General features: G+C 54.6%; 30 protein-coding genes. 20 read left to right on the top strand and 10 right to left on the bottom strand.

Annotated features, from left to right (window positions below; translation table 11 throughout):
- Positions 1-118 precede the first annotated feature (118 nt).
- From nsrR to OGX81_RS02955, 4 genes are all read left to right on the top strand, one after another.
- Complete coding sequence (gene nsrR, locus OGX81_RS02970) at positions 119-544, top strand: nitric oxide-sensing transcriptional repressor NsrR (RefSeq protein ID WP_024130794.1); 426 nt, start codon at positions 119-121, stop codon at positions 542-544.
- A gap of 38 nt (positions 545-582) precedes the next feature.
- Positions 583-3,015: a ribonuclease R gene (gene rnr, locus OGX81_RS02965; protein ID WP_024130793.1), complete on the top strand. Its 2,433-nt coding sequence runs from the start codon at positions 583-585 to the stop codon at positions 3,013-3,015.
- 93 nt (positions 3,016-3,108) lie between these two features.
- On the top strand, positions 3,109-3,840 hold the full coding sequence (rlmB, locus tag OGX81_RS02960) for a 23S rRNA (guanosine(2251)-2'-O)-methyltransferase RlmB (RefSeq protein WP_012134428.1): 732 nt from the start codon (positions 3,109-3,111) through the stop codon (positions 3,838-3,840).
- A gap of 117 nt (positions 3,841-3,957) precedes the next feature.
- A complete protein-coding gene (locus OGX81_RS02955; protein WP_104867861.1) occupies positions 3,958-5,580 on the top strand; it encodes an isovaleryl-CoA dehydrogenase in 1,623 nt (540 codons plus the stop codon).
- A gap of 85 nt (positions 5,581-5,665) precedes the next feature.
- Here the strand turns inward: OGX81_RS02955 and yjfN are convergent, their stop codons facing one another.
- Both yjfN and bsmA read right to left on the bottom strand, forming a co-directional pair.
- Positions 5,666-5,941, bottom strand: a complete 276-nt coding sequence (gene yjfN, locus OGX81_RS02950) for a DUF1471 family protease activator YjfN (protein WP_012134425.1) — start codon at positions 5,939-5,941, stop codon at positions 5,666-5,668.
- 130 nt (positions 5,942-6,071) lie between these two features.
- Complete coding sequence (bsmA, locus tag OGX81_RS02945) at positions 6,072-6,401, bottom strand: biofilm peroxide resistance protein BsmA (protein WP_104867860.1); 330 nt, start codon at positions 6,399-6,401, stop codon at positions 6,072-6,074.
- Between the two features lie 178 nt (positions 6,402-6,579).
- Between bsmA and yjfP the strand changes: the two genes are divergently transcribed.
- Entirely contained in the window at positions 6,580-7,329 is a 750-nt protein-coding gene (gene yjfP, locus OGX81_RS02940; protein ID WP_047459445.1) for an esterase, read from the top strand.
- Here the strand turns inward: yjfP and ulaR are convergent.
- Together ulaR and ulaG are read right to left on the bottom strand one after the other, a co-directional pair.
- A complete protein-coding gene (gene ulaR, locus OGX81_RS02935; protein WP_012134422.1) occupies positions 7,326-8,081 on the bottom strand; it encodes an HTH-type transcriptional regulator UlaR in 756 nt (251 codons plus the stop codon). The genes yjfP and ulaR overlap by 4 nt on opposite strands.
- 106 nt (positions 8,082-8,187) lie before the next feature.
- Complete coding sequence (gene ulaG, locus OGX81_RS02930) at positions 8,188-9,252, bottom strand: L-ascorbate 6-phosphate lactonase (RefSeq protein ID WP_024130791.1); 1,065 nt, start codon at positions 9,250-9,252, stop codon at positions 8,188-8,190.
- Positions 9,253-9,615: 363 nt separating this feature from the next.
- Here ulaG and ulaA point away from each other — a divergent pair, with 363 nt between their 5' ends.
- From ulaA to OGX81_RS02900, 6 genes are read left to right on the top strand one after another with little or no spacing between them, the layout of a single operon-like run.
- Positions 9,616-11,013, top strand: a complete 1,398-nt coding sequence (gene ulaA / locus OGX81_RS02925) for a PTS ascorbate transporter subunit IIC (RefSeq protein ID WP_012134419.1) — start codon at positions 9,616-9,618, stop codon at positions 11,011-11,013.
- 15 nt (positions 11,014-11,028) lie between these two features.
- The gene (ulaB, locus tag OGX81_RS02920) at positions 11,029-11,334 is read left to right on the top strand and encodes a PTS ascorbate transporter subunit IIB (protein ID WP_024130790.1); all 306 of its coding nucleotides are present in this window, start codon (positions 11,029-11,031) and stop codon (positions 11,332-11,334) included.
- A gap of 9 nt (positions 11,335-11,343) precedes the next feature.
- Complete coding sequence (gene ulaC / locus OGX81_RS02915) at positions 11,344-11,811, top strand: PTS ascorbate transporter subunit IIA (protein ID WP_012134416.1); 468 nt, start codon at positions 11,344-11,346, stop codon at positions 11,809-11,811.
- 13 nt (positions 11,812-11,824) lie between these two features.
- A complete protein-coding gene (ulaD, locus tag OGX81_RS02910; RefSeq protein WP_024130789.1) occupies positions 11,825-12,475 on the top strand; it encodes a 3-keto-L-gulonate-6-phosphate decarboxylase UlaD in 651 nt (216 codons plus the stop codon).
- A gap of 9 nt (positions 12,476-12,484) precedes the next feature.
- Positions 12,485-13,339: an L-ribulose-5-phosphate 3-epimerase gene (locus OGX81_RS02905; RefSeq protein ID WP_012134413.1), complete on the top strand. Its 855-nt coding sequence runs from the start codon at positions 12,485-12,487 to the stop codon at positions 13,337-13,339.
- Positions 13,339-14,025, top strand: coding sequence for an L-ribulose-5-phosphate 4-epimerase (locus OGX81_RS02900; RefSeq protein ID WP_012134412.1), 687 nt, complete (start codon positions 13,339-13,341; stop codon positions 14,023-14,025). Before OGX81_RS02905 ends, OGX81_RS02900 begins: the two co-directional genes overlap by 1 nt.
- A gap of 134 nt (positions 14,026-14,159) precedes the next feature.
- Here OGX81_RS02900 and yjfY read toward each other — a convergent pair whose 3' ends face one another.
- Positions 14,160-14,435 (bottom strand): DUF1471 family protein YjfY, encoded by a 276-nt coding sequence (gene yjfY, locus OGX81_RS02895; RefSeq protein WP_024130788.1) that lies wholly within the window; start codon positions 14,433-14,435, stop codon positions 14,160-14,162.
- A 333-nt stretch (positions 14,436-14,768) separates the two neighbouring features.
- Here yjfY and rpsF point away from each other — a divergent pair, with 333 nt between their 5' ends.
- The 5 genes from rpsF to OGX81_RS02870 all read left to right on the top strand — a co-directional run bounded on the left by rpsF (position 14,769) and on the right by OGX81_RS02870 (position 17,276).
- On the top strand, positions 14,769-15,164 hold the full coding sequence (rpsF, locus tag OGX81_RS02890) for a 30S ribosomal protein S6 (RefSeq protein ID WP_012134408.1): 396 nt from the start codon (positions 14,769-14,771) through the stop codon (positions 15,162-15,164).
- A gap of 6 nt (positions 15,165-15,170) precedes the next feature.
- Positions 15,171-15,485, top strand: coding sequence for a primosomal replication protein N (priB, locus tag OGX81_RS02885; RefSeq protein WP_012134407.1), 315 nt, complete (start codon positions 15,171-15,173; stop codon positions 15,483-15,485).
- 4 nt (positions 15,486-15,489) lie between these two features.
- Positions 15,490-15,717 (top strand): 30S ribosomal protein S18, encoded by a 228-nt coding sequence (rpsR, locus tag OGX81_RS02880; protein WP_000135199.1) that lies wholly within the window; start codon positions 15,490-15,492, stop codon positions 15,715-15,717.
- Between the two features lie 41 nt (positions 15,718-15,758).
- Positions 15,759-16,208, top strand: a complete 450-nt coding sequence (gene rplI / locus OGX81_RS02875) for a 50S ribosomal protein L9 (protein ID WP_012134405.1) — start codon at positions 15,759-15,761, stop codon at positions 16,206-16,208.
- Positions 16,209-16,346: 138 nt separating this feature from the next.
- On the top strand, positions 16,347-17,276 hold the full coding sequence (locus OGX81_RS02870; RefSeq protein WP_049010943.1) for a DMT family transporter: 930 nt from the start codon (positions 16,347-16,349) through the stop codon (positions 17,274-17,276).
- Positions 17,277-17,364: 88 nt separating this feature from the next.
- Here the strand turns inward: OGX81_RS02870 and OGX81_RS02865 are convergent, their stop codons facing one another.
- Positions 17,365-18,015: an OapA family protein gene (locus tag OGX81_RS02865; RefSeq protein ID WP_012134403.1), complete on the bottom strand. Its 651-nt coding sequence runs from the start codon at positions 18,013-18,015 to the stop codon at positions 17,365-17,367.
- A gap of 219 nt (positions 18,016-18,234) precedes the next feature.
- Between OGX81_RS02865 and bamJ the strand changes: the two genes are divergently transcribed.
- Complete coding sequence (gene bamJ / locus OGX81_RS02860; RefSeq protein ID WP_024130787.1) at positions 18,235-18,855, top strand: BamJ family beta-barrel-assembly machinery protein; 621 nt, start codon at positions 18,235-18,237, stop codon at positions 18,853-18,855.
- A 309-nt stretch (positions 18,856-19,164) separates the two neighbouring features.
- The gene (cycA, locus tag OGX81_RS02855; protein WP_104867859.1) at positions 19,165-20,574 is read left to right on the top strand and encodes a D-serine/D-alanine/glycine transporter; all 1,410 of its coding nucleotides are present in this window, start codon (positions 19,165-19,167) and stop codon (positions 20,572-20,574) included.
- A gap of 79 nt (positions 20,575-20,653) precedes the next feature.
- Here cycA and ytfE read toward each other — a convergent pair whose 3' ends face one another.
- Complete coding sequence (ytfE, locus tag OGX81_RS02850) at positions 20,654-21,316, bottom strand: iron-sulfur cluster repair protein YtfE (RefSeq protein ID WP_012134400.1); 663 nt, start codon at positions 21,314-21,316, stop codon at positions 20,654-20,656.
- 244 nt (positions 21,317-21,560) lie between these two features.
- Between ytfE and OGX81_RS02845 the strand changes: the two genes are divergently transcribed.
- Positions 21,561-23,114, top strand: coding sequence for a methyl-accepting chemotaxis protein (locus OGX81_RS02845; RefSeq protein ID WP_110123664.1), 1,554 nt, complete (start codon positions 21,561-21,563; stop codon positions 23,112-23,114).
- Positions 23,115-23,177: 63 nt separating this feature from the next.
- Here OGX81_RS02845 and OGX81_RS02840 read toward each other — a convergent pair whose 3' ends face one another.
- The 3 genes from OGX81_RS02840 to OGX81_RS02830 form a co-directional block, all read right to left on the bottom strand.
- A complete protein-coding gene (locus OGX81_RS02840; protein WP_058668467.1) occupies positions 23,178-24,143 on the bottom strand; it encodes a DMT family transporter in 966 nt (321 codons plus the stop codon).
- A gap of 76 nt (positions 24,144-24,219) precedes the next feature.
- Positions 24,220-25,044: an AraC family transcriptional regulator gene (locus tag OGX81_RS02835; protein WP_047459432.1), complete on the bottom strand. Its 825-nt coding sequence runs from the start codon at positions 25,042-25,044 to the stop codon at positions 24,220-24,222.
- An 81-nt stretch (positions 25,045-25,125) separates the two neighbouring features.
- Positions 25,126-25,974 carry an SDR family oxidoreductase gene (locus tag OGX81_RS02830; protein WP_058668468.1) on the bottom strand — a complete coding sequence of 283 codons (849 nt, stop codon included), beginning with the start codon at positions 25,972-25,974 and terminating at the stop codon, positions 25,126-25,128.
- Positions 25,975-26,063: 89 nt separating this feature from the next.
- Here OGX81_RS02830 and OGX81_RS02825 point away from each other — a divergent pair, with 89 nt between their 5' ends.
- Entirely contained in the window at positions 26,064-26,444 is a 381-nt protein-coding gene (locus tag OGX81_RS02825; protein ID WP_012134394.1) for a winged helix-turn-helix transcriptional regulator, read from the top strand.
- Positions 26,445-26,503: the final 59 nt, after the last annotated feature.

Below are 26,503 nucleotides of genomic sequence, written 5' to 3'. Positions count from 1 at the left end.
CCTCGCTTTTTTCCTTCCCGAACTGAAATAAATTAGCGACCTGGCTGGTGGCTGGTTTATCATCAATGTAATTAATACAACCTGGTTTATCCCGTTTTCCCCTTTTCCTGAGGTTGATGTGCAGTTAACGAGTTTCACCGATTACGGATTACGTGCGCTAATCTATATGGCGTCGCTACCCGAAGGACGTATGACCAGTATTTCTGAGGTGACAGAAGTCTACGGCGTGTCCCGTAATCATATGGTCAAAATAATCAATCAACTTAGCCGGGCGGGCTTCGTTACTGCTATTCGAGGAAAAAATGGCGGTATCCGCCTGGGTAAACCGGCTAATGTTATTGTTATCGGTGATGTGGTTCGTGAGCTGGAACCTTTATCTCTGGTAAATTGCAGCAGCGAATTTTGCCACATTACTCCTGCCTGCCGACTCAAGCAGGCACTTTCGAAGGCCGTGCAAAGTTTTCTCAAGGAACTGGATAACTACACGCTTGCCGATTTGGTTGAAGAGAATCAACCGCTTTATAAATTATTGCTGGTGGAGTGACGAAAATCTTCATCAGAGCTGACAACGGAGGAACCGCCATGTCACAAGATCCTTTCCTGGAACGTGAAGCTGAAAAATACGCTAACCCTATCCCGAGCCGGGAATTTATCCTCGAACATTTAACAAAACGTGAAAAACCAGCCAACCGTGATGAGTTGGCTGCGGAACTGAACATTGAAGGTGAAGAGCAGCAGGAAGCCCTGCGCCGCCGTCTGCGCGCGATGGAACGCGACGGACAGCTGGTTTTCACCCGCCGCCAGTGCTATGCGCTGCCGGAACGCCTCGACCTGCTGAAAGGTACCGTTATCGGCCACCGTGATGGCTACGGCTTTTTGCGTGTCGAAGGACGTAAAGATGACCTGTATCTCTCCAGTGAGCAGATGAAAACCTGCATTCATGGCGATCAGGTACTGGCGCAGCCGCTGGGGGCCGATCGTAAAGGCCGCCGCGAAGCGCGTATCGTGCGCGTTCTGGTGCCGAAAACCAGCCAGATTGTCGGTCGTTACTTTACCGATGCGGGCGTGGGCTTTGTGGTGCCGGACGATAGCCGTCTGAGCTTCGACATCCTGATCCCGCCTGAAGAGGTGATGGGCGCGCGCATGGGCTTTGTGGTGGTGGTGGAACTCACTCAGCGCCCGACCCGCCGCACTAAAGCGGTTGGTAAAATCGTTGAGGTTCTCGGCGATAACATGGGCACTGGCATGGCTGTCGATATGGCGCTGCGCACCCATGAAATTCCTTATATCTGGCCGCAGGCGGTAGAACAGCAGATTGCCGGCCTGAAAGAAGAAGTGCCGGAAGAGGCGAAAGCAGGCCGTGTGGATCTGCGCGACTTACCGCTGGTGACGATTGATGGCGAAGACGCCCGTGACTTTGACGATGCGGTTTACTGCGAGAAGAAACGCGGTGGCGGCTGGCGCCTGTGGGTGGCTATCGCTGACGTAAGTTATTATGTGCGTCCGCCAACGCCGCTGGATCGCGAAGCGCGCAACCGTGGGACGTCGGTCTATTTTCCGTCGCAGGTTGTGCCGATGCTGCCGGAAGTGCTCTCCAATGGCCTGTGCTCGCTGAACCCGCAGGTTGACCGCCTGTGTATGGTCTGCGAAATGACCGTTTCATCAAAAGGGCGTTTAACCGGCTATAAATTCTACGAAGCGGTGATGAGTTCCCATGCGCGCCTGACGTATACCAAAGTCTGGCATATGTTACAGGGCGACCAGGACCTGCGCGAGCAGTATGCGCCGCTGGTCAGGCACATCGAAGAGCTGCATAACCTCTACAAAGTGCTGGATAACGCCCGCGAAGAGCGTGGCGGCATCTCATTTGAAAGCGAAGAAGCGAAGTTTATCTTCAATGCTGAACGTCGCATTGAACGTATCGAGCAGACGCAGCGTAATGACGCACACAAGCTGATCGAAGAATGCATGATTCTGGCGAATATCTCGGCGGCGCGATTCGTTGAGAAAGCCAAAGAGCCTGCGCTGTTCCGTATTCACGACAAGCCGAGCACCGAGGCGATTACCTCCTTCCGTTCCGTTCTGGCGGAGCTGGGGCTGGAATTGCCGGGCGGCAATAAGCCGGAACCGCGTGATTATGCGGAGCTGCTGGAGTCGATTGCCGACAGGCCTGACGCGGAAATGCTGCAAACCATGCTGCTGCGCTCAATGAAACAGGCAATTTACGATCCAGAAAACCGTGGCCACTTTGGTCTGGCATTGCAGTCTTACGCGCACTTTACCTCGCCGATCCGCCGTTATCCTGACCTGTCGCTGCACCGCGCCATTAAGTATCTGCTGGCGCATGAGCAAGGGCATAAGGGCAACACGACGGAAACGGGCGGCTACCACTATTCGATGGAAGAGATGCTGCAACTGGGCCAGCACTGTTCTATGACCGAGCGCCGTGCTGACGAAGCCACGCGCGACGTCTCTGACTGGCTGAAGTGTGACTTCATGCTGGATCAGGTGGGGAACGTCTTTAAAGGGGTGATTTCCAGCGTAACCGGGTTCGGCTTCTTTGTTCGTCTGGATGAACTGTTTATTGATGGTCTGGTACACGTCTCTTCGCTGGACAACGATTACTACCGTTTCGATCAGGTAGGGCAGCGTCTGATGGGGGAATCCAGCGGCCAGACCTACCGTCTGGGCGACCGCGTGGAAGTCCGCGTCGAAGCGGTCAATATGGATGAGCGTAAAATTGACTTTAGCCTGATCTCCAGCGAACGCGCCCCGCGCAACGTCGGTAAAACCGCGCGTGAGAAAGCGAAAAGAGGCGAAACGGCTAAAAATGCCGGTAAGCGTCGTCAGGTGGGTAAAAAGGTGAATTTCGAACCGGATAGCGCCTTCCGCGGCGAGAAAGCGAAAGGTAAGGCGAAGAAAGAGAAGAAAGCCAAAAATCCATCGGCAAAGACGCAGAAAATCGCTGCCGCGACAAAAGCGAAGCGCGCGGCGAAGAAAAAGTCAGCTGAGTAATTTCCCCCTCTCCCCCTGCGTGGAGAGGGCGTTTGTACTGTAGACCGGGCAGGCATCGCGCCGCCCGGCAAAATTGATCAATGAGAACCATCAATGAGTGAAATGATTTACGGCATCCACGCGGTGCAGGCTCTGCTGGAACGTGCGCCAGAGCGCTTTCAGGACGTCTTTATTCTGAAAGGGCGGGAAGATAAACGCCTGCTGCCGCTGATCCATGCGCTGGAAGCGCAGGGCGTGGTGATCCAACTGGCGAACCGCCAGTATCTTGATGAAAAAAGCGAGGGTGCGGTACATCAGGGGATCATTGCGCGCGTGAAGCCGGGACGCCAGTATCAGGAAAACGATCTTCCTGATCTGATCGCGAAGTTCGACAATCCCTTCCTGCTGATCCTCGACGGCGTGACCGATCCGCATAACCTCGGCGCCTGTCTGCGTAGCGCAGACGCCGCTGGCGTACATGCGGTCATTGTGCCGAAAGATCGTTCCGCACAGCTTAATGCAACGGCGAAAAAGGTGGCCTGCGGCGCAGCCGAAAGCGTGCCGCTGATCCGTGTGACCAACCTGGCGCGTACCATGCGTCTGTTGCAGGAAGAGAATATCTGGATTGTCGGTACGGCGGGCGAAGCTGACCATACGCTGTTCCAGAGCAAAATGACCGGCCGGATGGCGCTGGTCATGGGCGCTGAAGGCGAAGGGATGCGTCGTCTGACCCGCGAGCACTGTGATGAGCTGATTAGCATTCCGATGGCGGGCAGCGTGTCGTCGCTGAACGTCTCCGTCGCGACCGGGATCTGCCTGTTTGAAGCGGTGCGACAGCGCAGCTAAGCGCTTTTGACTGATGAAGCCATCCCTCGGGATGGCTTTTTTGTGACCGTTATCCCAGGCGTGTCCCCCGCAGGCTGACCATACTTAATGCGACTGCCATTGACGGAGGGAAACACAATGCACTGGCAAACGCATACCGTTTTTAACCAACCGGCACCGCTCAACAACAGCAATTTATTCCTGTCTGATGGCGCGCTTTGCGAGGCGGTCGCCCGTGAAGGCGCGGGCTGGGACAGCGATCTTCTCGCCAGCATCGGTCAACAATTGGGCACTGCGGAGTCGCTGGAGCTGGGGCGGCTGGCGAACGCCTTTCCACCTGAACTGCTACGTTACGATCCACAAGGGCAGCGGCTGGACGATGTCCGTTTTCATCCCGCCTGGCATTTGCTGATGCAGGGCTTGTGCGCTAACCGTGTGCATAATCTGGCCTGGGAAGAGAACGCCAGGCAGGGGGCGTTTGTCGCGCGGGCTGCGCGTTTCATGTTGCATGCGCAGGTGGAAGCGGGCACGTTGTGTCCAGTTACGATGACTTTTGCCGCCACGCCGCTGCTGCTACAGATGCTGCCGCCCCCCTTCCACGACTGGTTAACGCCGCTACGCAGCGATCGCTATGATTCACACCTCCTGCCCGGTGGGCAAAAACGCGGCCTGCTGATTGGCATGGGCATGACGGAAAAGCAGGGCGGCTCCGATGTGCTGAGTAACACCACCCGGGCAGAGCGACTGGACGACGGCGCCTGGCGCCTGGTGGGGCACAAATGGTTTTTCTCCGTGCCGCAAAGCGACGCGCACCTGGTGCTGGCGCAGACGAAAGGCGGATTATCCTGCTTTTTTGTCCCGCGTTTTTTGCCTGACGGGCAGCGAAACGGCGTTCGCCTTGAGCGGTTGAAAGACAAACTGGGCAACCGCTCTAATGCCAGTTGCGAGGTTGAGTTTCAGGATGCGGTAGGCTGGCTACTGGGTGAGGAAGGCGAGGGGATTCGTCACATACTGAAGATGGGAGGGATGACCCGCTTTGATTGCGCGTTGGGCAGTCATAGTATGATGCGCCGGGCGTTTTCCGTGGCGATTTACCACGCGCATCAGCGGCAGGTGTTCGGCAAGTCTTTGATTGATCAGCCCATGATGCGGCAGGTTTTAAGTCGTATGGCGCTCCAGCTTGAAGGCCAGACGGCGCTGCTGTTTCGTCTGGCTCGTGCGTGGGATCGTCGTGGCGACCCGAAAGAAGCGCTCCGGGCGCGTTTGTTCACGCCAGCCGTGAAGTTTGCTATTTGCAAAAGTGGCATCCCCTTTGTTGCCGAGGCGATGGAAGTGCTCGGTGGCGTTGGCTATTGCGAGGAGAGCGAGCTGCCGCGCCTGTATCGTGAGATGCCGGTCAACAGCATCTGGGAAGGGTCGGGAAACGTCATGTGTCTGGACGTGCTGCGGGTGCTGAGTAAACAGACCGGCGTCTATGAGCTGCTCAACGAGGCTTTTGCGGAGGTCAAAGGGCAGGATCGGCATTATGATCGGGCGGTACGTCAGCTGCAACAGCGCTTGCGCAAATCCGATGAAGTGCAGGGGCGGGAGATAACACAGCAGCTGTTCCTGCTCGGCTGCGGGGCGCAAATGCTGCGCTATGCTTCTCCGCCGTTGGCACAGGCCTGGTGCCAAATGATGCTGGACACGCGCGGCGTGTTACGCCTGTCTGAACAGGTGCAAAATGATCTGTTGCTGCGGGCAACGGGGGGATTGCGATAACGATTTGCCTGATGGCGGCGTGGGCACGTCTTATCATGCCTGCGATCGGTGCAGGCCAGATAAGTTTACGCCATCAGGCAATCTGTTACGCATAAAGTATGGCTTGTACGCGCCAGTTATCGGGCTGCTGTTCTTCGTACATCTGGATAATCCGATACCACGAAGCGCCCTGCTCATCGGCTTTTAACGCAATGATACGTTCCACATCCTGCTGATTTCCCGAAATATTACTCACGGATATCAGACCAATTTCATTCAGGCCCGTTACGCAGTCCGCGCTGGCGAATTCGGCAGACTGCGCCGTCGTACTCACCAGGCCGGCAGAAAGCAGCAGTGAGGATAAGGCAAGAGATCGTTTCATCGTCAGCTCCTTTTACGTGACCCCGCATTCAACAGGGCATTCCATTGCGGTCATCCCATGATTTCATTGTGCACAGGTAAACGCATAGAGGCGCAAAGCAATGTAAAGCTGACTAAATTTCAACCTTCCGCTATTTACGATACAGGATGGCTTGCGAATACCATTGGCCTGTTACGATGGTTTCATCAACCAACAAAATAACGTAATAATCTGCTTTAGCGGCGGCGGCTTTCGCTCTGATCTCTGCCACAGCATCGTCAGGAGAACCCCGAACCATTGAGCTTACCGTTCCCATGCGCTGCAACCCTTGTGTCTGGTCACGGCGAATTTCCTGAGGATGGTCAGCGACTGGCGGTGCTGGTTGCGGCGTCCCTTGCAATACGCTACAGGCGCTTAAAAACAGTACCAGCATCAATGGGGCGAACCGGCGCATAACTCTATCTCGTTTACTGATAGCCATAGTGTAGTGCCTTATTAATTTCCTTTAGGGGGAATGTTCCCAAATTGTTATCTCTCACGCGATTTTCGAATGAAAATAGAGTGAAAGCGTAATCCACTTCTCAACATTATGAATCATTGCCGTACTCATTAACTTGAGTTATGTATTTCTCCGTGGCATATCAGAGAAAGGGGGATATATGATAAAAATAGAAACACGGTACCTGGCAGGACATTCCATACTCCACGCGTTTCCTGACGGTAAACGTGACACGCCCCTTCCATGTATTATTTTTTACCACGGTTTTACCTCTTCCAGCCTGGTCTATAGCTACTTTGCGGTTGCTCTGGCGCAGGCCGGGTTCCGGGTTATCATGCCGGATGCGCCCGAGCATGGCGCGCGGTTTAGCGGTGATGCGCAGGGGCGAATGACCCAATTCTGGCAGATTCTGCGGCAAAACATGCAGGAATTCGCTGCGTTACGTGCGGCAGTTCAACAGGAAAACTGGGTGCTGGAAGAACGTCTGGCCGTGGGGGGCGCATCAATGGGCGGTATGACGGCGCTGGGGATCATGGCCCGCCACCCGGAGGTAAAATGCGTCGCCAGCCTGATGGGGTCGGGTTATTTCACCCGACTGGCGCATACGCTTTTTCCGCCATTAATTCCTGAGACGCCTGAGCAACAGCGAGAATTTGACGACATCATTGCTCCCCTGGCTGAGTGGGAGGTGGCGCATCAGTTGCCAAAACTGGCCGACCGGCCGCTGCTGCTATGGCATGGACAGGAAGATGACGTCGTCCCTGCGGTGGAAACGTTCCGCTTACAACAGGCGCTGATTCAGGCGAACAGGGATCAGAACCTGACCTGTCTGTGGGAAGCAGGCGTACGCCACCGTATTACGCCAGAGGCGCTGGCGGCAACGGTGTCGTTTTTCCGCCAGCATCTTTAAACGCGCAGAATGCTAACGCCTTGCGCTTCAAGCTGTTGCAGAATGTCAGGGTTAGCATTTTTGCCCGTAATCAGCGTGTCTATTTGATCGGCGCGGCTGAACAACATGCCTGCGCGCTCGCCGATCTTGCTGCTATCCACCAGCACCACCAGCTTTCCGACCACGCTGAGCATTTTCTGCTCGGCCATAGCGGTGAGCATATCGGTTTTATACAGACCGTCTGCGGTCAGGCCTTTGCCGCTGGTAAACATCCAGTGCCCGGCATACAGGCTGTTTTCGCTGCCCTGGGGACTAAGCGTGATGGACTGGCTCTTGTTGTACTGACCTCCCATGATGATCACGCTTTCATGTTCCTGATCGATCAGATAGTTCGCCAGCGGGAGATAGTTGGTGATGATCTGCACCGGCTTACCGCATATTTCTCTGCCCAGCAGAAAGGCGGTCGATCCACAGTTGATCACCACGCTTTCCCCGGGATTCACCAGTTGCGCTGCCGCTTTAGCAATGCGCACTTTTTCATCGTGGTTCTGCGCCTGATGCAGATTCATCGGCGTCCAGCGTGGACGTTGCTGAGCGATCGCTTCGGCGCCATTACGCACTTTTTTGAGCTTTCCGCTCTCATCGAGCTTGTTGATATCCCGACGCGCCGTGGCTGGGGAGATCCCCAGACGTTCGATCACATTCTCGACGGTAACAAAGCCCAATTGCGCCAGCATATCCAGCAATATTTGATGTCTTTGTGCTTCAGTCATGAGCTATTCCGATACGAATTGATTTTAAAAGATGATATTTGAAATAGCCTGAAAATACTAAAGTAAATATAGAAAAATGCCGGGAAAACCCGGCATCGGAGAACAATTACAGGAAGGATTTGAACGGTAAATCCGGTTCCATCGTGAAGCAGTCATCAAAACCACGCGGGTAGTGATATTCAAAGTTGTCTTTATCCAGTGGCCAGGTGAACTTACCGCCAACCTGCCAGATAAACGGCTTGAAGCCATACTTCAGGCGATCTTTTTTCATTTCCCACAGAACGCGGATTTCCTGCGGATCGGCCTGGAAGTTCGACCAGATATCATGGTGGAACGGAATCACGACTTTCGTGTTCAGCGCTTCCGCCATACGCAGCATGTCGGCGCTGGTCATCTTGTCGGTGATGCCACGCGGGTTCTCGCCATAGGAGCCGAGCGCCACGTCGATCTGATGCTCATTGCCGTGCTTCGCATAGTAGTTGGAGTAGTGGGAGTCGCCGCTGTGATACAGCGTACCGCCCGGCGTTTTGAACAGGTAGTTCACCGCGCGCGCATCCATGCCGTCCGGCAGTACGCCCGCCGCCTTTTGATCGGCCGGAAGCGTGATGAGCGCAGTACGATCAAACGCATCAAGCGCATGAATTTCGATATCTTTCACTTTCACAACATCGCCCGGTTTGACCACGATGCAGCGCTCTTTCGGCACGCCCCAGCCTATCCACAGGTCAACGCAGGTTTGCGGCCCGATGAAAGGCACATCGTCAGCGCAGTTTTGCATCACCGCTGCGGCGACGTTGACGTCGATATGATCGTTATGATCGTGAGTGGCCAGCACGGCATCGATCTGGCGAATCGCGAAAGGATCGAGAACAAACGGCGTGGTGCGCAGGTTCGGCTGCAATTTCTTCACCCCTGCCATGCGCTGCATCTGATGGCCCGTTTTCATCAACGGATTGCCGTGGCTTTGTTTGCCGGTGCCGCACCAGAAATCAACGCATACGTTGGTGCCGCCTTCTGATTTCAGCCAGATGCCGGTGCAACCGAGCCACCACATAGCAAATGTGCCGGGCGCGACCTGTTCCTGTTCGATCTCTTCATTCAGCCAGCTTCCCCACTCAGGAAAGGTGCTCAGGATCCATGATTCACGCGTGATACTTTTCACTTTACTCATCGCATTTACCTTCATGTTTGTTCAAATTAAATCAGTGTATGATTGGTTTTGATTAATCCTGACATTATTTTTTCAAGATGGCAACGGCATATTTTTGCTTGTGCAGGGCGGTCTGGAAGTAAAGGAGAACGTAATGAAGGGCGTATAACTATTGAAATTAAATATATCTATTTGATTGAAATGGGTTTTATTGATGGCTGGTTAACGTCGGGTTAATCCTTTTCTGAAGTGTGGGAATTATTTGCGTGGTGCGTCACAATTAATCAAATTCAATCTTGTTGTGATTACTTTTGAAAATTAGAGTGGTGACACAACAACCTGAGCGTACGCAGAGCTCAGCAACTTCGTCTACTGGAGATCGTTATGGAGATCCTCTACAACATCTTTACCGTTTTCTTTAACCAGGTTATGACCAATGCTCCGCTGCTACTGGGTATTGTCACCTGTCTGGGCTATATCCTCCTACGCAAAAGTGTCAGCGTTATTATCAAAGGTACGATAAAAACCATTATTGGTTTCATGTTATTACAGGCAGGGTCCGGCATCCTGACCAGTACCTTTAAGCCCGTCGTGGCGAAGATGTCTGAGGTGTATGGCATCAACGGCGCGATTTCTGATACTTACGCCTCCATGATGGCGACGATCGAGCGCATGGGCGATGCTTACAGTTGGGTCGGGTATGCCGTGCTGTTAGCGCTGGCATTGAATATCGGCTACGTGCTGCTGCGCCGGATTACCGGGATTCGCACCATCATGCTTACCGGGCATATCATGTTCCAGCAGGCGGGGCTGATCGCGGTGTTCTTCTACATCTTCGGTTATCCGATGTGGACCACCATTATCTGCACGGCGGTTCTGGTGTCCCTGTATTGGGGGATCACCTCCAATATGATGTATAAGCCGACGCAGGAAGTCACAGACGGCTGTGGTTTCTCCATTGGTCACCAGCAACAGTTTGCCGCATGGCTGGCGTATAAAGTCGCGCCATATCTCGGTAAAAAAGAAGAGAGCGTTGAAGATCTCAAACTGCCCGGCTGGCTGAATATCTTCCACGACAATATCGTCTCCACGGCAATTGTCATGACCATCTTCTTCGGCGCGATCCTGCTCTCTTTTGGCCTGGATGTGGTTCAGGCGATGGCGGGTAAAACGCACTGGTCTATCTATATCCTGCAAACCGGCTTCCAGTTCGCCGTCGCTATTTTCATCATCACGCAGGGCGTGCGCATGTTTGTCGCCGAACTGTCCGAAGCATTTAACGGTATCTCTCAGCGTCTGATCCCCGGTGCTGTGCTGGCGATTGACTGTGCGGCGATTTATAGCTTCGCGCCGAACGCGGTGGTCTGGGGCTTTATGTGGGGCACGATTGGTCAGCTGATCGCCGTTGGTATTCTGGTAGGTTGCGGCTCCTCCATTCTGATCATCCCTGGCTTTATCCCAATGTTCTTCTCTAACGCCACGATTGGCGTGTTCGCTAACCACTTTGGCGGCTGGCGCGCGGCGCTCAAGATTTGCCTGGTTATGGGCATGATCGAAATCTTTGGCTGCGTCTGGGCGGTGAAACTGACCGGTATGAGCGCCTGGATGGGAATGGCTGACTGGTCGATTCTGGCGCCTCCGATGATGCAAGGCTTCGTCAGCATCGGGCTGATGTTTATGAGCGTCATGATACTGATTTCACTGGCTTATATGTTCTTCGCAGGGCGCACATTGCGCGCTGAAGAAGATGCAGAAAAACAACTGGCAGAACACTCTGCTTAATAAGGAGTTCCGATTATGACCGTACGTATTCTGGCTGTTTGTGGTTGTGGGCAAGGCAGTTCAATGATCATGAAAATGAAAGTTGACCAGTTTCTGACGCAGCAGGGCGTTGCGCACACGGTAAATAGTTGCGCGGTGGGTGAGTACAAAAGTGAGCTGAACGGTGCGGACATCATTATTGCCTCGACGCACGTCGCCAGCGAAATCACCGTTTCCGGTAATAAATATGTGGTGGGTGTGCGCAATATGCTTTCCGCCGCTGATTTTGGTCCGAAACTGATGGAAGTGATCAAAGAGCACTTTCCGAACGACCTGAAATAAGGACGCAGCATGAAATTACGTGATTCGCTGGCGGAGAATAAGTCCATTCGCCTGAATGCAGAAGCGAGCACCTGGCAGGAGGCGGTGAAAATCGGCGTAGACCTGCTGGTGGAAGCGGATGTTGTGGAGCCGCGTTACTACCAGGCCATTCTTGATGGCGTAGAGCGTTTTGGTCCGTATTTTGTGATTGCGCCAGGCCTGGCGATGCCGCATGGCCGCCCGGAAGAGGGCGTCAAAAAAACCGGCTTCGCGCTGGTGACGCTGAAAACGCCGATGGTCTTCAACCACGAAGATAATGACCCGGTCGATATCCTCATCACGCTGGCGGCAGTGGATGCCCGCGCGCATCAGGAAGACGGCATCATGCAAATCGTCAACCTGTTTGAAGATGAAGCCAACTTTGACCGTTTACGCGCCTGCCGTACCGAGCAGGATGTGCTGGATTTAATTGATAACGCCACTGCGGCGGCAGTTTAAGTAAGGAATAGAAATGTCATTACCTATGTTGCAAGTTGCGCTGGATAACCAGACGCTGTCCCACGCTTACGAAACGACCCGCCTGATCGCGGAAGAAGTCGATATTATCGAAGTTGGCACCATCCTGTGCGTGGGTGAAGGCGTACGTGCGGTACGCGATCTGAAAGCGCTTTATCCGCATAAGATCGTGCTGGCTGACGCCAAAATTGCGGACGCGGGGAAAATTCTTTCTCGTATGTGCTTTGAAGCCAACGCGGATTGGGTGACGGTTATCTGCTGCGCGGATATCAACACCGCCAAAGGCGCGCTGGAAGTGGCGCAAGAGTTTAACGGCGATGTGCAGATTGAACTGACCGGCTACTGGACCTGGGAGCAGGCGCAGGAGTGGCGTGATGCGGGGATCCAGCAGGTGGTTTATCACCGTAGCCGTGATGCACAGGCCGCTGGCGTGGCCTGGGGCGAAGCGGATATCAGCGCGATCAAACGTCTCTCTGATATGGGCTTTAAAGTGACCGTGACCGGCGGCCTGGCGCTGGAAGACCTGCCGCTGTTTAAGGGCATTCCAATCCATGTCTTTATTGCTGGTCGCAGCATTCGCGACGCCGCCTCTCCGGTTGAAGCCGCGCGTCAGTTCAAACGTTCTATCGCCCAGTTGTGGGGATAAGGAGCGGATATGCTGTCTAAACAGACTCCGCTTGGCATCTACGAAAAAGCGCTCCCCGCCGGGGAGTGCTGGTTGGATCGCCTGCGGCTGGCGAAAGAACTGGGCTTCGATTTCGTTGAAATGTCTGTCGATGAAACCGATGCCCGCCTGGCGCGCCTCGACTGGAACCGTGAGCAGCGCCTGGCGCTGGTGAGCGCTATCGCGGAGACCGGCGTGCGGGTGCCGTCCATGTGCCTGAGCGCGCATCGTCGCTTTCCGTTGGGCAGCGAAGATGATGCTGTACGTGCGCAAGGGCTGGAGATCATGCGTAAAGCCATTCAGTTTGCGCAGGATATCGGTATTCGCGTCATCCAGCTTGCGGGTTACGACGTGTACTATCAGGAGGCCAACAATGAAACGCGCCGTCGTTTTCGTGATGGGCTGAAAGAGAGCGTCGAGATGGCAAGCCGTGCTCAGGTCACGCTGGCGATGGAGATCATGGATTACCCTCTGATGAACTCCATCAGCAAAGCGCTGGGTTATGCGCACTATCTTAATAACCCGTGGTTCCAGCTTTATCCTGATATTGGCAATCTGTCAGCCTGGGATAACGATGTGCAGATGGAGTTGCAGGCTGGAATGGGGCATATCGTCGCGGTTCATGTCAAAGATACGAAGCCAGGCGTGTTCAAGAACGTGCCGTTCGGTGAAGGTGTCGTCGATTTTGAACGCTGTTTCGCCACGCTCAAGCAGAGTGGGTATTGCGGGCCATACCTGATTGAGATGTGGAGTGAAACGTCGGACGATCCGGCGCGTGAGGTGGCGAAAGCGCGTGATTGGGTGAAAGCGCGTATGGCCAGCGCCGGTCTGGTGGAGACAGCATAATGCAAAAACTCAGGCAGCACGTTTTTGAAGCCAATATGGATTTGCCGCGTTATGGCCTGGTGACTTTCACCTGGGGCAACGTCAGCGCGATCGACAGGGAGCGCGGGCTGGTGGTCATTAAGCCTAGCGGGGTGGCTTATGAAACTATGAAAGCGGACGATATGGTGGTGGTGGATCTCCAGGGCAATGTGGTGGAAGGGCAGTGGCGGCCTTCTTCCGATACCGCCACGCATCTGGCGCTGTACCGTCGTTACCCTTCGCTGGGCGGCATCGTGCACACGCACTCTACGCATGCCACGGCGTGGGCGCAGGCAGGGCTGGCGATCCCGGCGCTGGGCACGACCCATGCGGACTACTTCTTTGGCGATATCCCCTGTACCAGGGCGTTAACCGAAGAAGAAGTGCAGGGTGAATATGAGCTGAACACCGGCCATGTGATTATCGAAACGCTGGGTGACGGTCAGCCGCTGCATACGCCTGGCGTCGTGGTGTATCAGCACGGGCCGTTCGCCTGGGGCAAAGATGCGCATGACGCCGTGCATAATGCGGTGGTGATGGAAGAGGTCGCGCGGATGGCATGGATTGCTCGCGGTATCAATCCGGCGCTCAGCCCGATCGACGATTATTTAATGAATAAACATTTTATGCGTAAGCATGGGCCTGACGCCTATTACGGACAAAAGTAAGACACGTGCCCTGGAATCATTACTTCCTTCGGGATGTTACCGGCCTGATTCCGGGGCCGCTTTTGCCATAAAAAAGCCCCCGGTGAAGGGGGCAAGTCAAACTATGGCAATGTTCTCGTTGGTTTTTCCTGGTGCTAGCGATAAATATCCGCGCTGGCGCGCATGTTGCCGTTACTTCCCGGTTCCCGGGTCAGGATGGCGTGGTAGTACGTTGCGCCTCGCGCATCTGTCTCTTCATTCAATGCCTGATCTGCTTCACTTTCAGTGGCGAAGTTATGGTTTATATAAATCACGCCTAAGCTCTGCACATCATCCATATTTCGTGCCTGGTGATTATCGATTTTGATGGCTGCCATCGCGTTTGCACTGAGCAAAAGCGCAGCCAGAAGGGTCATAACACGCGCTCGCATACTGTACCTCCTCGACTGCTGTGTCTGGTTAGCAATATCTCCTGTAAGTGAATTGCTTCTGATTTAATTTTAATCGCTACCAGCGAAGTCGATAGCGACCATTTCTGATGCAGTTGTTCAAAAAATTGGCGCGATGCCATGTGATTAATTTTAAATCACATGGTTAACCTGTCTTTGCGCTTCGTGTGAATTTTTGCGCAATCAACTTGTGTTTCCTCATGGGCGCAAGTATTATGACGCGTCATTTTTCAGCCGACCTTTAACACGTTCCTTGCCTCCCCGGGATTCGGCTGACCCAGACAGGAGGCTGAATAATCCGTAAGGAGCAATTCGATGCGTCATTACGAAATCGTTTTTATGGTCCATCCTGACCAGAGCGAACAGGTTCCGGGCATGATCGAGCGCTACACTGGTGCAATCACTGGTGCAGAAGGCAAGATCCACCGTCTGGAAGACTGGGGCCGCCGTCAGCTGGCTTACCCGATCAACAAACTGCACAAAGCTCACTACGTTCTGCTGAACGTTGAAGCGCCGCAGGAAGTGATCGATGAGCTGGAAACTAACTTCCGCTTCAACGATGCCGTTATCCGTAGCATGGTAATGCGTACTAAGCACGCTGTTACCGAAGCATCTCCGATGGTTAAAGCGAAAGACGAGCGCCGTGAGCGTCGCGATGATTTCGCAAACGAAACCGCAGATGATGCAGATGCTGGGGATTCTGAAGAGTAATTTCTGATGACCAACCGTCTGGCGTTGTCCGGCACCGTGTGCAGGATGCCCCTTCGAAAGGTCAGTCCATCAGGAATTCCGCACTGCCAGTTCGTGCTTGAGCATCGTTCTGTGCAGGAGGAAGCCGGGTTTCACCGGCAGGCGTGGTGTCAAATGCCCGTTATTGTTAGCGGACACGAAAACCAGGCCATTACTCACAGTATAACGGTCGGCAGCCGCATAACCGTTCAGGGGTTCATCTCTTGCCACAAGGCAAAGAACGGCCTGAGCAAAATGGTTCTGCATGCCGAGCAGATTGAATTGATAGATTCTGGAGACTAGCCATATGGCACGTTATTTCCGTCGTCGCAAGTTCTGCCGTTTCACCGCGGAAGGCGTTCAAGAGATCGACTATAAAGATATCGCTACGCTGAAAAACTACATCACCGAAAGCGGTAAGATTGTCCCAAGCCGTATCACCGGTACCCGTGCAAAATACCAGCGTCAGCTGGCTCGCGCTATCAAACGCGCTCGCTACCTGTCCCTGCTGCCGTACACTGATCGTCATCAGTAATCGGCCACGGTCCATTAATACGACTTTGAGAGGATAAGGTAATGCAAGTTATTCTGCTTGATAAAGTAGCAAACCTGGGTAGCCTGGGTGATCAGGTTAACGTTAAAGCGGGCTACGCTCGTAACTTCCTGGTACCACAGGGTAAAGCTGTTCCTGCTACCAAGAAAAACGTTGAGTTCTTCGAAGCACGTCGCGCTGAACTGGAAGCTAAACTGGCTGACGTTCTGGCTGCTGCAAATGCACGCGCAGAGAAAATCAACGCCCTGGAAACCGTAACCATCGCGTCCAAAGCCGGCGACGAAGGTAAACTGTTCGGTTCCATCGGTACTCGCGACATCGCTGACGCTGTAACAGCAGCAGGCGTTGAAGTGGCTAAGAGCGAAGTTCGTCTGCCGAACGGCGTTCTGCGTACCACTGGTGAGCACGAAGTGAACTTCCAGGTTCACAGCGAAGTATTCGCTAAACTGACTGTAAACGTAGTAGCTGAATAAGTTTTATTCTTCTATCGCGTAAAAACGCCGGCCTTGTGCTGGCGTTTTGCTTTTCTGCCCCCCTGTTTTTCGCACTGGCTATTCTTTACCCTTTTCGGGATAATAAAAAATAAAACATTATTTCAAAGTGGTGATGGAATGGAGATAACCCACCAGCAGCCCCTGTTCGCGCGTAAAAACGTTGTCTATCTGGGGGCGGCATTTTGTTGTCTGTTATGGGGAAGCGCCTACCCGGCGATAAAAAGCGGGTATGAGATCTTTCAGATTGCGACAGATGATATCCCGTCAAAAATTGTCTTTGCCGGATACCGTTTCTTGTTCGCGGGGTTATTGCTGCTGTTGCTGGCGATGGCGCAGCGTAAACCGATCGGCCGCTTAAGCCCGCGCCAGTTTGGTCAACTGACCCTGCTGGGGCTGACGCAAACCTCGCTGCAATATATCTTTTTCTATATCGGTCTGGCGTTCACCACGGGCGTGAAAGGATCGATCATGAATGCCACAGGCACTTTTTTTAGCGTGCTGCTGGCGCACTTCATCTACCAGAACGACAAACTGAGCTACAACAAAACCCTCGGCTGTATTCTTGGCTTTGCCGGGGTGATGGTGGTGAACTTCAACAGCGGGCTGATGGATTTCAGCTTTAGCCTGTTGGGTGATGGCTCCGTGGTGCTGGCTGCTTTTATTCTTTCTGCCGCGACCCTTTACGGTAAACGTATTTCGCAGACGGTTGACCCAACGGTGATGACGGGCTATCAGCTTGGCATCGGCGGCCTGGCGCTGGTGATTGGCGGCTATGCCTTCGGCGGCTCGCTCTCCGTGCACGGCCTCGCTTCTGTGGCGATTCTGGGCTATCTGACGCTGCTCTCGTCTGTTGCTTTTGCGCTGTGGAGTATTTTGCTCAAGTACAACCGCGTCGGGATGATTGCGCCGTTTAACTTCCTGATTCCGGTTTCTGGTGCGGTGCTGTCGGCGATTTTCCTCGGCGAAAATATTTTTGAATTGAAATATGCGGTTGCGTTGGTGCTGGTGTGTTCGGGGATCTGGTGGGTGAACAAGGTGAAGCGGTAACGCCTGATGGCGCTACCGCTTATCAGGCCTGCAATCGCGGGTGCCGTAGGCCGGATAAGGCGACGCCGCCATCCGGCAATTTGCGCGTTTAACGGGCGCGAATAAAGCTGCCGTTTGGCTGACGGGTAAACAGAACCTGTTGGTCATTACCGGTATCGATGGTCAATCCTGTCACCACGCCATTCGCATTCTGGCGGATCTGCACCATCTGGCCATCTTTCAGATTGCTCAGCGGCTTGCCTGCGCCTTCAACCTGCGCCATCGCGTAAACGTCCGTTGGCGGTAGGCCGTGGTCACGGAACAACTGCGCCAGCGTTTTACCTGACTCCACGCGATAGGAGCGCCACTGCTGGTCAATTCCCCCATTCTGCTGGAAAGGCTGTGTTTGCGGCTGGGATTGCTGCGTCTGCGGCGGCTCTTCCGGTTGACCTTCCTGGATGGGTTCCGGCGCTACGGGGGCAACCTGTCCCGGATCGTTTTGCGGGGCAACCAGTTGCGCCTGAAGTTCGGCTTCTGTCGGCGGTTGCGACTGTGACTGGATATCTGTCTGGACATTACGCGTGACGACGGGCGTATCGCGGGTATCATTCGAGGGAAGCAGAAAACCGACCACCAGCACGATAGCGGCAATAATAATGCCACGGCGATGCATAGGCGGCAGCGGGTCCATGATGCGAAAATTGTCCGGTGCATGCCAGATTTTCGCCAGGGTTGGTTTTAGTTCAAAGCGCCCGGGCATGGCTTTCCTCCTGCTCCGCGTCTCGTTCCTCAATCATAGAGTATAGATGCCTAACGCTATGATGTTCGTAGTTATACCCGCTTTCGTGACATCAGCATGGGTTATTCTTATTGTTTCTTTTTCCCCGCGATTTGTCATCTCTTCCCGAGACAAAGTTTTACCGGAAGAGACGTGGCTGCTATGCTGCCCGCTACTTTACCTCCGATGAAAGGAAATATGATGGCAACCCCGACTTTTGACACTATCGAAGCGCAAGCAAGCTATGGCATTGGTTTACAGGTAGGGCAGCAGCTGAGCGAATCCGGTCTGGAAGGTCTGTTGCCTGAAGCGCTGGTGGCAGGTATCGCTGATGCGCTGGAAGGCAAACACCCGGCAGTGCCTGTTGATGTGGTGCATCGCGCGCTGCGTGAAATTCACGAACGTGCGGATGCCGTACGTCGCGAACGTTTCCAGGCAATGGCGGCAGATGGCGTCAAATATCTGGAAGAAAACCGTGAGAAAGAGGGTGTGAACAGCACCGAATCCGGTCTGCAATTCCGCGTGATCACCCAGGGTGAAGGCGCGATTCCGGCGCGTACTGACCGTGTACGCGTACACTACACCGGCAAACTGATCGACGGCACCGTCTTTGACAGCTCCGTTGCGCGCGGCGAACCGGCTGAATTCCCGGTGAACGGCGTGATCCCAGGCTGGATTGAAGCGCTGACCCTGATGCCGGTTGGTTCCAAATGGGAACTGACTATCCCTCAGGAACTGGCCTACGGCGAGCGTGGCGCGGGCGCGTCCATTCCTCCGTTCAGCACTCTGGTGTTTGACGTAGAACTGCTGGAAATCCTGTAAGCAGTGACTTCTGTTCCCCTCTTTGTTGGGGGGAACAGAAAATATGCAAGAAAACCGTAAGTTAGCCAGATGTCGATATTTTATCTTGCAAATGTAGCCATTGCGTGTATTTTTGTGAGCTAATTCGCGTTGCCAGAGTGATATGACACTCACTTTAAACATATAATTAACATTATATCTAAATCTTAGTATTCATCCCGCCGATTCTTACCTAATATCGATGAGTCCTGATAACAGGATCGTCGTATCATATGACGCACTAAAGGCCGCAGAGCCTGCACAACACAGACAGGTACAGGAAGAAAAAACATGGTAGATCAGGTAAAAGTCGTTGCCGACGAACAGGCACCGGCTGAACAGTCGCTACGGCGCAATCTCACAAACCGTCATATTCAGCTTATTGCGATTGGCGGCGCCATCGGCACCGGCTTATTTATGGGCTCTGGTAAAACGATCAGCCTCGCCGGGCCGTCGATCATTTTCGTTTATATGATCATCGGTTTTATGCTCTTTTTCGTCATGCGGGCAATGGGTGAATTGCTGCTCTCGAATCTGGAATATAAATCCTTCAGTGATTTCGCTTCCGACCTGCTCGGGCCGTGGGCGGGATATTTCACCGGCTGGACTTACTGGTTCTGCTGGGTGGTCACCGGGATGGCGGACGTCGTTGCGATTACCGCCTATGCGCAGTTTTGGTTCCCCGGCCTTTCAGACTGGGTCGCCTCGCTGGCGGTCGTTGTTCTGCTGCTGAGCCTTAACCTTGCGACCGTGAAAATGTTCGGCGAGATGGAGTTCTGGTTTGCGATGATCAAGATTGTCGCTATCGTGGCGCTGATCGTCGTCGGTCTGGTGATGGTTATGATGCACTTCAAATCACCGACCGGGGTTGACGCGTCGTTTACTCATCTGTGGAATGATGGCGGCTGGTTCCCGAAAGGGATCAGCGGCTTCTTTGCGGGCTTCCAGATAGCGGTATTCGCGTTCGTGGGGATTGAGCTGGTGGGCACCACCGCCGCAGAGACCAAAGACCCGGAGAAATCCCTGCCGCGCGCGATTAACTCAATCCCGATTCGTATCATCATGTTCTACGTTTTTGCGCTGATCATCATTATGTCGGTCACGCCGTGGAGCTCGGTAGTACCAACCAAAAGCCCGTTTGTTGAGCTGTTTGTACTGGTAGGACTGCCGGCCGCCGCCAGCCTGATTAACTTCGTGGTGCTGACGTCTGCGGCCTCTTCCGCCAACAGCGGCGTGTTTTCTACCAGCCGTATGCTGTTTGGTCTGGCGCAAGAGGGCGTGGCGCCGAAAGCGTTCGCTAAATTGTCTAAGCGCGCGGTGCCGGCGAAAGGGCTGACCTTCTCCTGTATCTGTCTGCTGGGCGGCGTGGTGATGCTGTACATCAATCCGAGCGTGATTGGCGCGTTCACCATGATCACGACGGTGTCGGCTATTCTGTTCATGTTTGTCTGGACCATCATTCTCTGCTCGTACCTGGTGTACCGTAAGCAGCGTCCGCACCTGCATGAGAAGTCCATCTATAAGATGCCGCTTGGTAAGCTGATGTGCTGGGTGTGTATGGCGTTCTTCGTCTTTGTGCTGGTACTGCTGACGCTGGAAGATGATACCCGTCAGGCGCTGATCGTCACGCCGCTGTGGTTTATTGCGCTGGGGCTGGGCTGGCTGTTTATCGGTAAGAAACGTATGGCAGGAGTGCGTTAATCTTGATGCCCGGTGGCGTAAAGCTTACCGGGCCTACGGATTGTAGGCCGGATAAGCGTTAGCGCCATCCGGCTACACATTATTCCCCGGCCAGTGCGCGCGGGAACAAGACGTTGTTTTCCAGACTGATGTGTTCCATCAGATCGTCAATCATTTCATTAATGCCGTTGTACATCGCTTTCCAGGTGGTGCAGGCTTCTGGCGGCGGCGTGACGTTGTTGGTGGTGTGTTTGATCACTTCCAGCAATTCGCCAGCGTCATCGTGTTCGCTTTCCATGACGCTAATCGGGCCCATTGCCTGGCTTCCCATGCCTTGTTTGATCATCGGGAACAGGATCTGCTCTTCTTTCATCATGTGGCTGGAAAGTTCCTGATGCAGCATAGTCAGGTATTTCGCCAGACCTTTCGGTACGCTGGGTTTGTCTGCGTGAACGCGTTCCACTTTGGTGGCTTGCAGGATCAGCTCCGGCAGTTGCTCGCGGTGTCTGTCGTGGTAGCGCACGATAATGTGGTCGATAATTTCGGCCAACGGCGCGGTACGCCAGTCCTTCTCAATCGGTTGTTCAGCCAACTGTGCCAGTTCTGCTTCAATGGCTTCTACATCCAGCTCTTTACGTGCAGCAGCGCGCGCGAGCGTCTGCTTACCACCGCAGCAGTAATCCATATCGTACTTACGAAACAGCGCCGAGGCGCGAGGAATAGAGAGCGCCAGTTCACCTAAAGGTTGATCGCGAAAAGACATAGCCGTTACCTCATTCTCAATAATATAAGATGTATTTTAAATACATCTTTAAGCCGAAGATATAACCCTTTCGGGTCAGAATAAAATGTGATGACCATCACAAAAAATGTTTGTGCCTTAACGTGCTGAATCTTATTGAAAAGGGCAGGAATACGCGCGGCAAGCCGCCGGACAAAATTAAATATGCCGGCGGCACTGCCGATAGTTAGACCTCTGACAATACCTGCATAGTAAAAGGCAACAAATGTTCAAACGAATCAAAGTTATAACCTTACTGATTATCGTGTTACTCGCCCTCGGCGCGATGCAGCTTATTTCGGCGGGCGTTTTTATCAGCGCGCTTAATAACGATAAGCAAAATTTTACCGTATCGCAGCGTTCCAGCCAGAACGTCGCGGAGTTTACCGATGCCTGGATCAGCCTGAACCAGGCGCGCGTCACGCTTAACCGCGGCATGTTGCGCCTGCAAAGCAGCATGGCCAATGAGATCAACGGCGGTCAGCTAAATGAACTGGTGAAGACGGCGAATGCTCTGCTGGCTGATGCGCAGCGTCATTACGATAAATATTACGCGCTGCCAGAAACGCCGGGGCTGGATGAACACCTGGCCGACCGTCTGGAAGAGCAGTACGGCATCTACTCCGCGACGCTGGCGAAAATGAATACCTTCCTTGCCGCAGGACAACTGGAAGAGATGTTCAAACAGAATGCGGAACAAAAACAGACGGCGATGCAGGACGTGTACCTGGAATGGCGTGCCGCGCAGGCCGAACTGACGAACGCGGGCATTCAACAAAATGAACAGGACTACCAGCGCATTCTGTGGATTCTGGCGGCCGTTATGCTGGCGGTTGTCGCGGTGATCGTGATTAGCTGGCTGGCAATGCAGCGTGTCTTACTTAAACCGTTACATGATGTTATGGAACATATCCGCCATATTGCGGCAGGCGACCTGACGCGCAATATCCATACCGAAGGCAGTAATGAAATGGCGCTGCTGGCGCATAACGTACATGAGATGCAGCAGGCGCTGGCGAACACGGTCAGCGTGGTACGTGAAGGCGCTGACACGATCTATACCGGTGCGGGTGAAATTGCGACAGGCAGTAGCGATCTCTCTTCGCGTACTGAACAGCAGGCCGCATCGCTGGAAGAGACTGCCGCCAGTATGGAACAACTCACCGCAACCGTGAGACAGAACGCCGACAACGCACGTCAGGCGTCCAGCCTGGCAAAAAATGCCTCTGAGACGGCGCAGAAAGGCGGCAACGTAGTGGACGGCGTTGTGCGCACGATGGATGAAATTGCCACCAGCTCCAGCAAAATCGCGCAGATCACCAGCGTTATCGACGGTATCGCATTCCAGACCAATATCCTGGCGCTGAACGCGGCGGTGGAAGCCGCTCGCGCGGGCGAACAGGGCCGTGGCTTTGCGGTGGTCGCTGGCGAGGTGCGCACGCTGGCGCAGCGTAGCGCGCAGGCGGCGAAAGAGATCAAAACGCTGATTGATGACTCCGGTAATCGGGTCAGCGCGGGTTCCGCGCTGGTGCATGAAGCGGGGGAAACGATGGTGGAAATTGTCAGTGCGGTAACGCGTGTGACCGACATCATGGGGGAGATTGCCTCTGCATCTGATGAACAAAGTCGCGGCATTGACCAGGTTGGCCTGGCGGTGGCGGAGATGGATCGCGTGACGCAGCAGAACGCCGCGCTGGTGGAAGAGTCGGCGACTGCCGCCGTTGCGCTTGAAGAGCAGGCGGCGCGTCTGACCCAGACGGTAGCGGTGTTTAAAGTTTAACCTCTGCTCCGGCCTACAGGATAATATCTTGTAGGCCGGATTAGCGCAGCGCCATCCGGCACATTATGACTGTGAAACCACGACGACGCCGGGTTTCTGCGGCCTGGCTCTGACGGCTATCACCACCCCAACAATCAGCAGCGCAATGCCGCTTACCGTCAGCAGCGGTGGAAATTCCTCGCGCAGTATAAAGGTGTACAACAGGCCAGCCAGTGTTTCGAACACGATCAAGGGCCCCAGAATCACCGTCGGCAGCTTTTGACTGGCGACGTTCCAGCATAGCGCCCCCACCCATGAACAGAGCACGGCAATGGCGACCATCAGGGCGACAAAGACATCAGGCCGGGGGCCAAAGGGGAGAGGAAAGCCGGGCATCTGCTTACCCAACCAGATGCAGGCCGCGACATAACCCAACAGCGAAACGGGAAGCGTCACTAGCGCCTGTGCTGTTGCCCACATCATCGGATGTTTATCCGGGTTTTCCCGCAGCCAGCGGGCATTACGTAACGCGTACCATGCCCAGCACACAACGGAAACCAGCGCCAGCGCGATACCTGAACCGTAGCGCCAGCCGCTAAACTCCGGCAGCCCCTGATTCAGCTCCGCAATATTGACGCACAGCAGGCCAACGCCGATGAGCGCCAGCGCAGGCGCCAGACGCCGCCAGGATAACTTACCATCTCGCTGGCTGTAGAGCAGGTTGGCAAACACCGGGATCACCACCGGCAACGTGCCGATGATCATGGTAGAAACGGGGGCTCCCGTGCGCTGGATAGCGCTCGCCAGGCAGACGTAATAGATCAGATTGCCCATCATCGTCAGCGCGAGTGCGGTTATCCAGTCTTTGCGCGTCAACTGGCGCAGGCGCGCACGCCCCAACCACGCCAGGGGCACAGCAATTAACCCCAGCGCCAGATAGCGCCCCATCGACTGCAATACCGCCGGATACTCCGGTACGATCAACGGTCCGACAAAAATCAGTCCCCACATTAACCCTGCCAGCAGGGCATACAACACGCCGCTAATCATCGTTGATATCCACATCGTTTCACATTGCGAAAAGTGTAGGCAGGAGAAATGCGCCAGTATTGTATGAGATTGCGCATTAGCGCGGATAAACCTGTTTTTGATAACGCACTGGCGTAATGCCGTAGCGATGGGTAAAGGCGCGCGTGAGATGAGATTGATCGGTTAGCCCGGTGGCGGCCGCCACATCCGCTGCGGGCATCCCGAGCGTGAGAAACGCCTTTGCCCGCCACAGACGGATCGCCATCAGCATTTGGTGCGGCGTAACGTGGAAATGGGCCTTGAACTGACGCTGAAAATGCCAGGGGCTTAATGAGGCGACCCGCGCCAGTTCGTCAAGCGTGACCGGATGCATGTAGTTGTCGTGCAGGTAGTCCCGCACGCGCTCAAAGCGATGTCCGCCTTCCCGCACTTCCGGCGCATGGCGCGCCAGCGGCTGGAAGGTGTCGATCAGATCGAGCAGCAGCCCTTTTTGCGCCAGCGGATCGTCGGTATGCCACAGGCCGTGGATCAGCGTGCAGATCTGGCGTGAGCGCAGCGGATCGTGGCGCGTGACCTCATGAAACCACCAGTGACGAACCCCGGTCACTTCTTCCAGCAGATCGGGATCGAGATAAATCATCCGATAGCGCCAGCCGTCGGCGGTTTCCGCTTCGCCGGTATGCAGCTCATCGGGATTCATGGTGACAACGGAGTGAACGGGGGCAACGTACTGCGTGCCGCGATAGCGAAAGCGTTCGGCGCCGGCTTCAATCGCGCCGATACCGAAGGCTTCGTGGGTATGAGGCTCGAAAGCGTAACGCGAGATATGCGCATGATACAGCTCAACCCCCGGCACCTGCGCCAGATGGCGAAAGCGGGCGCTGTCTTTCTCATCGCTAAACTGTTCGGGTACGCCTTGCACGTTGTCTCTCCCTGAAAGCCATCTGTTCATTATCAGAGATGGCCAGCAGGGATGCCACAACAATTAACCTGTTTTTAACACTTACAGGATGCTTTTGACGCTTTCCGCCAGCGAGGTTGTCGGGCGACCGATCAGTGCGCTCAGAGTATGGCTGTCGTCAAACAGGCCGCCTTTTGCGGCACCCGCGTCAGAATCAGCCAGCATATCCGCCAGACCCGCTGGCAGGCCCACGCCTTTCAGCGCGGCGGCGAAATCGGCTTCATTCAGGTTCTGATAGACGACCTTTTTCCCGCTCTGTTTTGCCAGTTCGGCGGCTAACTGGCTCAGCGTCCAGCCTTCGTCGCCTGCCAGTTCATACACTTTACCGGCATGGCCTTCTTCGCTGATGACGCGAGCGGCTGCGGCAGCGTAATCGGCACGGGTTGCAGAGGCGATTTTGCCTTCTCCGGCCGCGCCGATAAAGACGCCGTGCTCCAGGGCCGCTGGCGCGCTCGCCAGGTAATTTTCGGTGTACCAGCCGTTGCGCAGCAGGGCGTAAGGAATGCCTGAATCCGCCAGCATTTTTTCGGTTTCCACATGTTCAACATGCAGGCCCAGCGGGGAACGGTCTGCGTGCAGCAGGCTGGTATAGGCAATGAATTTCACGTTTGCGGCTATTGCCGCGTTAATCACGTTGCGGTGCTGAGCGGCACGTTGCCCGACTTCGCTTGATGAGATCAGTAGCAATCTGTCGATGCCCTGCAACGCTGCCGTGAACGCGGCTTCGTCGCTGTAGTCCGCCTGGCGTACGGTAACGCCCAGTCGGGTTAGCGCGTCAGCTTTCGCGGGGTTACGGACAATCGCCGCAATCTGGCTGGCAGGAACGGTTTTCAGTAAGGTATCGATAACGTGTTGGCCCAGTTGGCCGGTCGCGCCGGTAATTGCAATCATGGGGGATCTCCCTGTGTTCGTCTTGTGTTTCATTAAGCTAGCACTTAAACTTACTTTTAGTAAGTACGTACAAAAAGGTAAGTGTAAAGATGACGAACCCGACGCTTTCTCAGCAGCTTCGCGATGGCAATTTGTTTGCCGAGCAGTGTCCTTCTCGCGAGGTGTTAAAGCATGTCACCAGCCGCTGGGGCGTATTAATTCTCGTGGCGTTGCGTGATGGAACGCACCGCTTCAGCGATTTACGCCGCAAGATGGGCGGCGTGAGTGAAAAAATGCTGGCGCAGTCATTACAGGCGCTGGAGCAGGATGGATTTATTCATCGTGTGTCGTACCCGGTGGTGCCGCCGCATGTGGAGTACAGTCTGACGACGCTGGGTGAACAGGTGAGTGAGAAGGTCGCCGCGCTGGCGGACTGGATCGAGCTCAATTTGCCGCAGGTGCTGGCACAGCGGAAAGAGCGAGCGGCATAACGGCTTGCCGGATGGTGCTGCGCTTATCCGGCCTACGGCGTGTCGATCGCATAGGCCGG

It is taken from the genome of Citrobacter sp. CK206 (assembly GCF_030333125.1).
GTDB classification, from domain to species: domain Bacteria; phylum Pseudomonadota; class Gammaproteobacteria; order Enterobacterales; family Enterobacteriaceae; genus Citrobacter_B; species Citrobacter_B koseri.
The sequence above is the reverse complement of the archived record's forward strand: the minus strand, read 5'-3'. Positions and strand labels throughout refer to the sequence as shown.

Bases quoted from the DNA above. Each gene is read 5' to 3' on its own strand.
- rnr (WP_024130793.1), top strand. From the start codon at position 583: ATGTCACAAGATCCTTTCCTGGAACGTGAAGCTGAAAAATACGCTAAC.
- rlmB (WP_012134428.1), top strand. From the start codon at position 3,109: ATGAGTGAAATGATTTACGGCATCCACGCGGTGCAGGCTCTGCTGGAA.
- OGX81_RS02955 (WP_104867861.1), top strand. From the start codon at position 3,958: ATGCACTGGCAAACGCATACCGTTTTTAACCAACCGGCACCGCTCAAC.
- yjfN (WP_012134425.1), bottom strand. From the start codon at position 5,941: ATGAAACGATCTCTTGCCTTATCCTCACTGCTGCTTTCTGCCGGCCTG.
- bsmA (WP_104867860.1), bottom strand. From the start codon at position 6,401: ATGGCTATCAGTAAACGAGATAGAGTTATGCGCCGGTTCGCCCCATTG.
- yjfP (WP_047459445.1), top strand. From the start codon at position 6,580: ATGATAAAAATAGAAACACGGTACCTGGCAGGACATTCCATACTCCAC.
- ulaR (WP_012134422.1), bottom strand. From the start codon at position 8,081: ATGACTGAAGCACAAAGACATCAAATATTGCTGGATATGCTGGCGCAA.
- ulaG (WP_024130791.1), bottom strand. From the start codon at position 9,252: ATGAGTAAAGTGAAAAGTATCACGCGTGAATCATGGATCCTGAGCACC.
- ulaA (WP_012134419.1), top strand. From the start codon at position 9,616: ATGGAGATCCTCTACAACATCTTTACCGTTTTCTTTAACCAGGTTATG.
- ulaB (WP_024130790.1), top strand. From the start codon at position 11,029: ATGACCGTACGTATTCTGGCTGTTTGTGGTTGTGGGCAAGGCAGTTCA.
- ulaC (WP_012134416.1), top strand. From the start codon at position 11,344: ATGAAATTACGTGATTCGCTGGCGGAGAATAAGTCCATTCGCCTGAAT.
- ulaD (WP_024130789.1), top strand. From the start codon at position 11,825: ATGTCATTACCTATGTTGCAAGTTGCGCTGGATAACCAGACGCTGTCC.
- OGX81_RS02905 (WP_012134413.1), top strand. From the start codon at position 12,485: ATGCTGTCTAAACAGACTCCGCTTGGCATCTACGAAAAAGCGCTCCCC.
- OGX81_RS02900 (WP_012134412.1), top strand. From the start codon at position 13,339: ATGCAAAAACTCAGGCAGCACGTTTTTGAAGCCAATATGGATTTGCCG.
- yjfY (WP_024130788.1), bottom strand. From the start codon at position 14,435: ATGCGAGCGCGTGTTATGACCCTTCTGGCTGCGCTTTTGCTCAGTGCA.
- rpsF (WP_012134408.1), top strand. From the start codon at position 14,769: ATGCGTCATTACGAAATCGTTTTTATGGTCCATCCTGACCAGAGCGAA.
- priB (WP_012134407.1), top strand. From the start codon at position 15,171: ATGACCAACCGTCTGGCGTTGTCCGGCACCGTGTGCAGGATGCCCCTT.
- rpsR (WP_000135199.1), top strand. From the start codon at position 15,490: ATGGCACGTTATTTCCGTCGTCGCAAGTTCTGCCGTTTCACCGCGGAA.
- rplI (WP_012134405.1), top strand. From the start codon at position 15,759: ATGCAAGTTATTCTGCTTGATAAAGTAGCAAACCTGGGTAGCCTGGGT.
- OGX81_RS02870 (WP_049010943.1), top strand. From the start codon at position 16,347: ATGGAGATAACCCACCAGCAGCCCCTGTTCGCGCGTAAAAACGTTGTC.
- OGX81_RS02865 (WP_012134403.1), bottom strand. From the start codon at position 18,015: ATGCCCGGGCGCTTTGAACTAAAACCAACCCTGGCGAAAATCTGGCAT.
- bamJ (WP_024130787.1), top strand. From the start codon at position 18,235: ATGGCAACCCCGACTTTTGACACTATCGAAGCGCAAGCAAGCTATGGC.
- cycA (WP_104867859.1), top strand. From the start codon at position 19,165: ATGGTAGATCAGGTAAAAGTCGTTGCCGACGAACAGGCACCGGCTGAA.
- ytfE (WP_012134400.1), bottom strand. From the start codon at position 21,316: ATGTCTTTTCGCGATCAACCTTTAGGTGAACTGGCGCTCTCTATTCCT.
- OGX81_RS02845 (WP_110123664.1), top strand. From the start codon at position 21,561: ATGTTCAAACGAATCAAAGTTATAACCTTACTGATTATCGTGTTACTC.
- OGX81_RS02840 (WP_058668467.1), bottom strand. From the start codon at position 24,143: ATGATTAGCGGCGTGTTGTATGCCCTGCTGGCAGGGTTAATGTGGGGA.
- OGX81_RS02830 (WP_058668468.1), bottom strand. From the start codon at position 25,974: ATGATTGCAATTACCGGCGCGACCGGCCAACTGGGCCAACACGTTATC.
- OGX81_RS02825 (WP_012134394.1), top strand. From the start codon at position 26,064: ATGACGAACCCGACGCTTTCTCAGCAGCTTCGCGATGGCAATTTGTTT.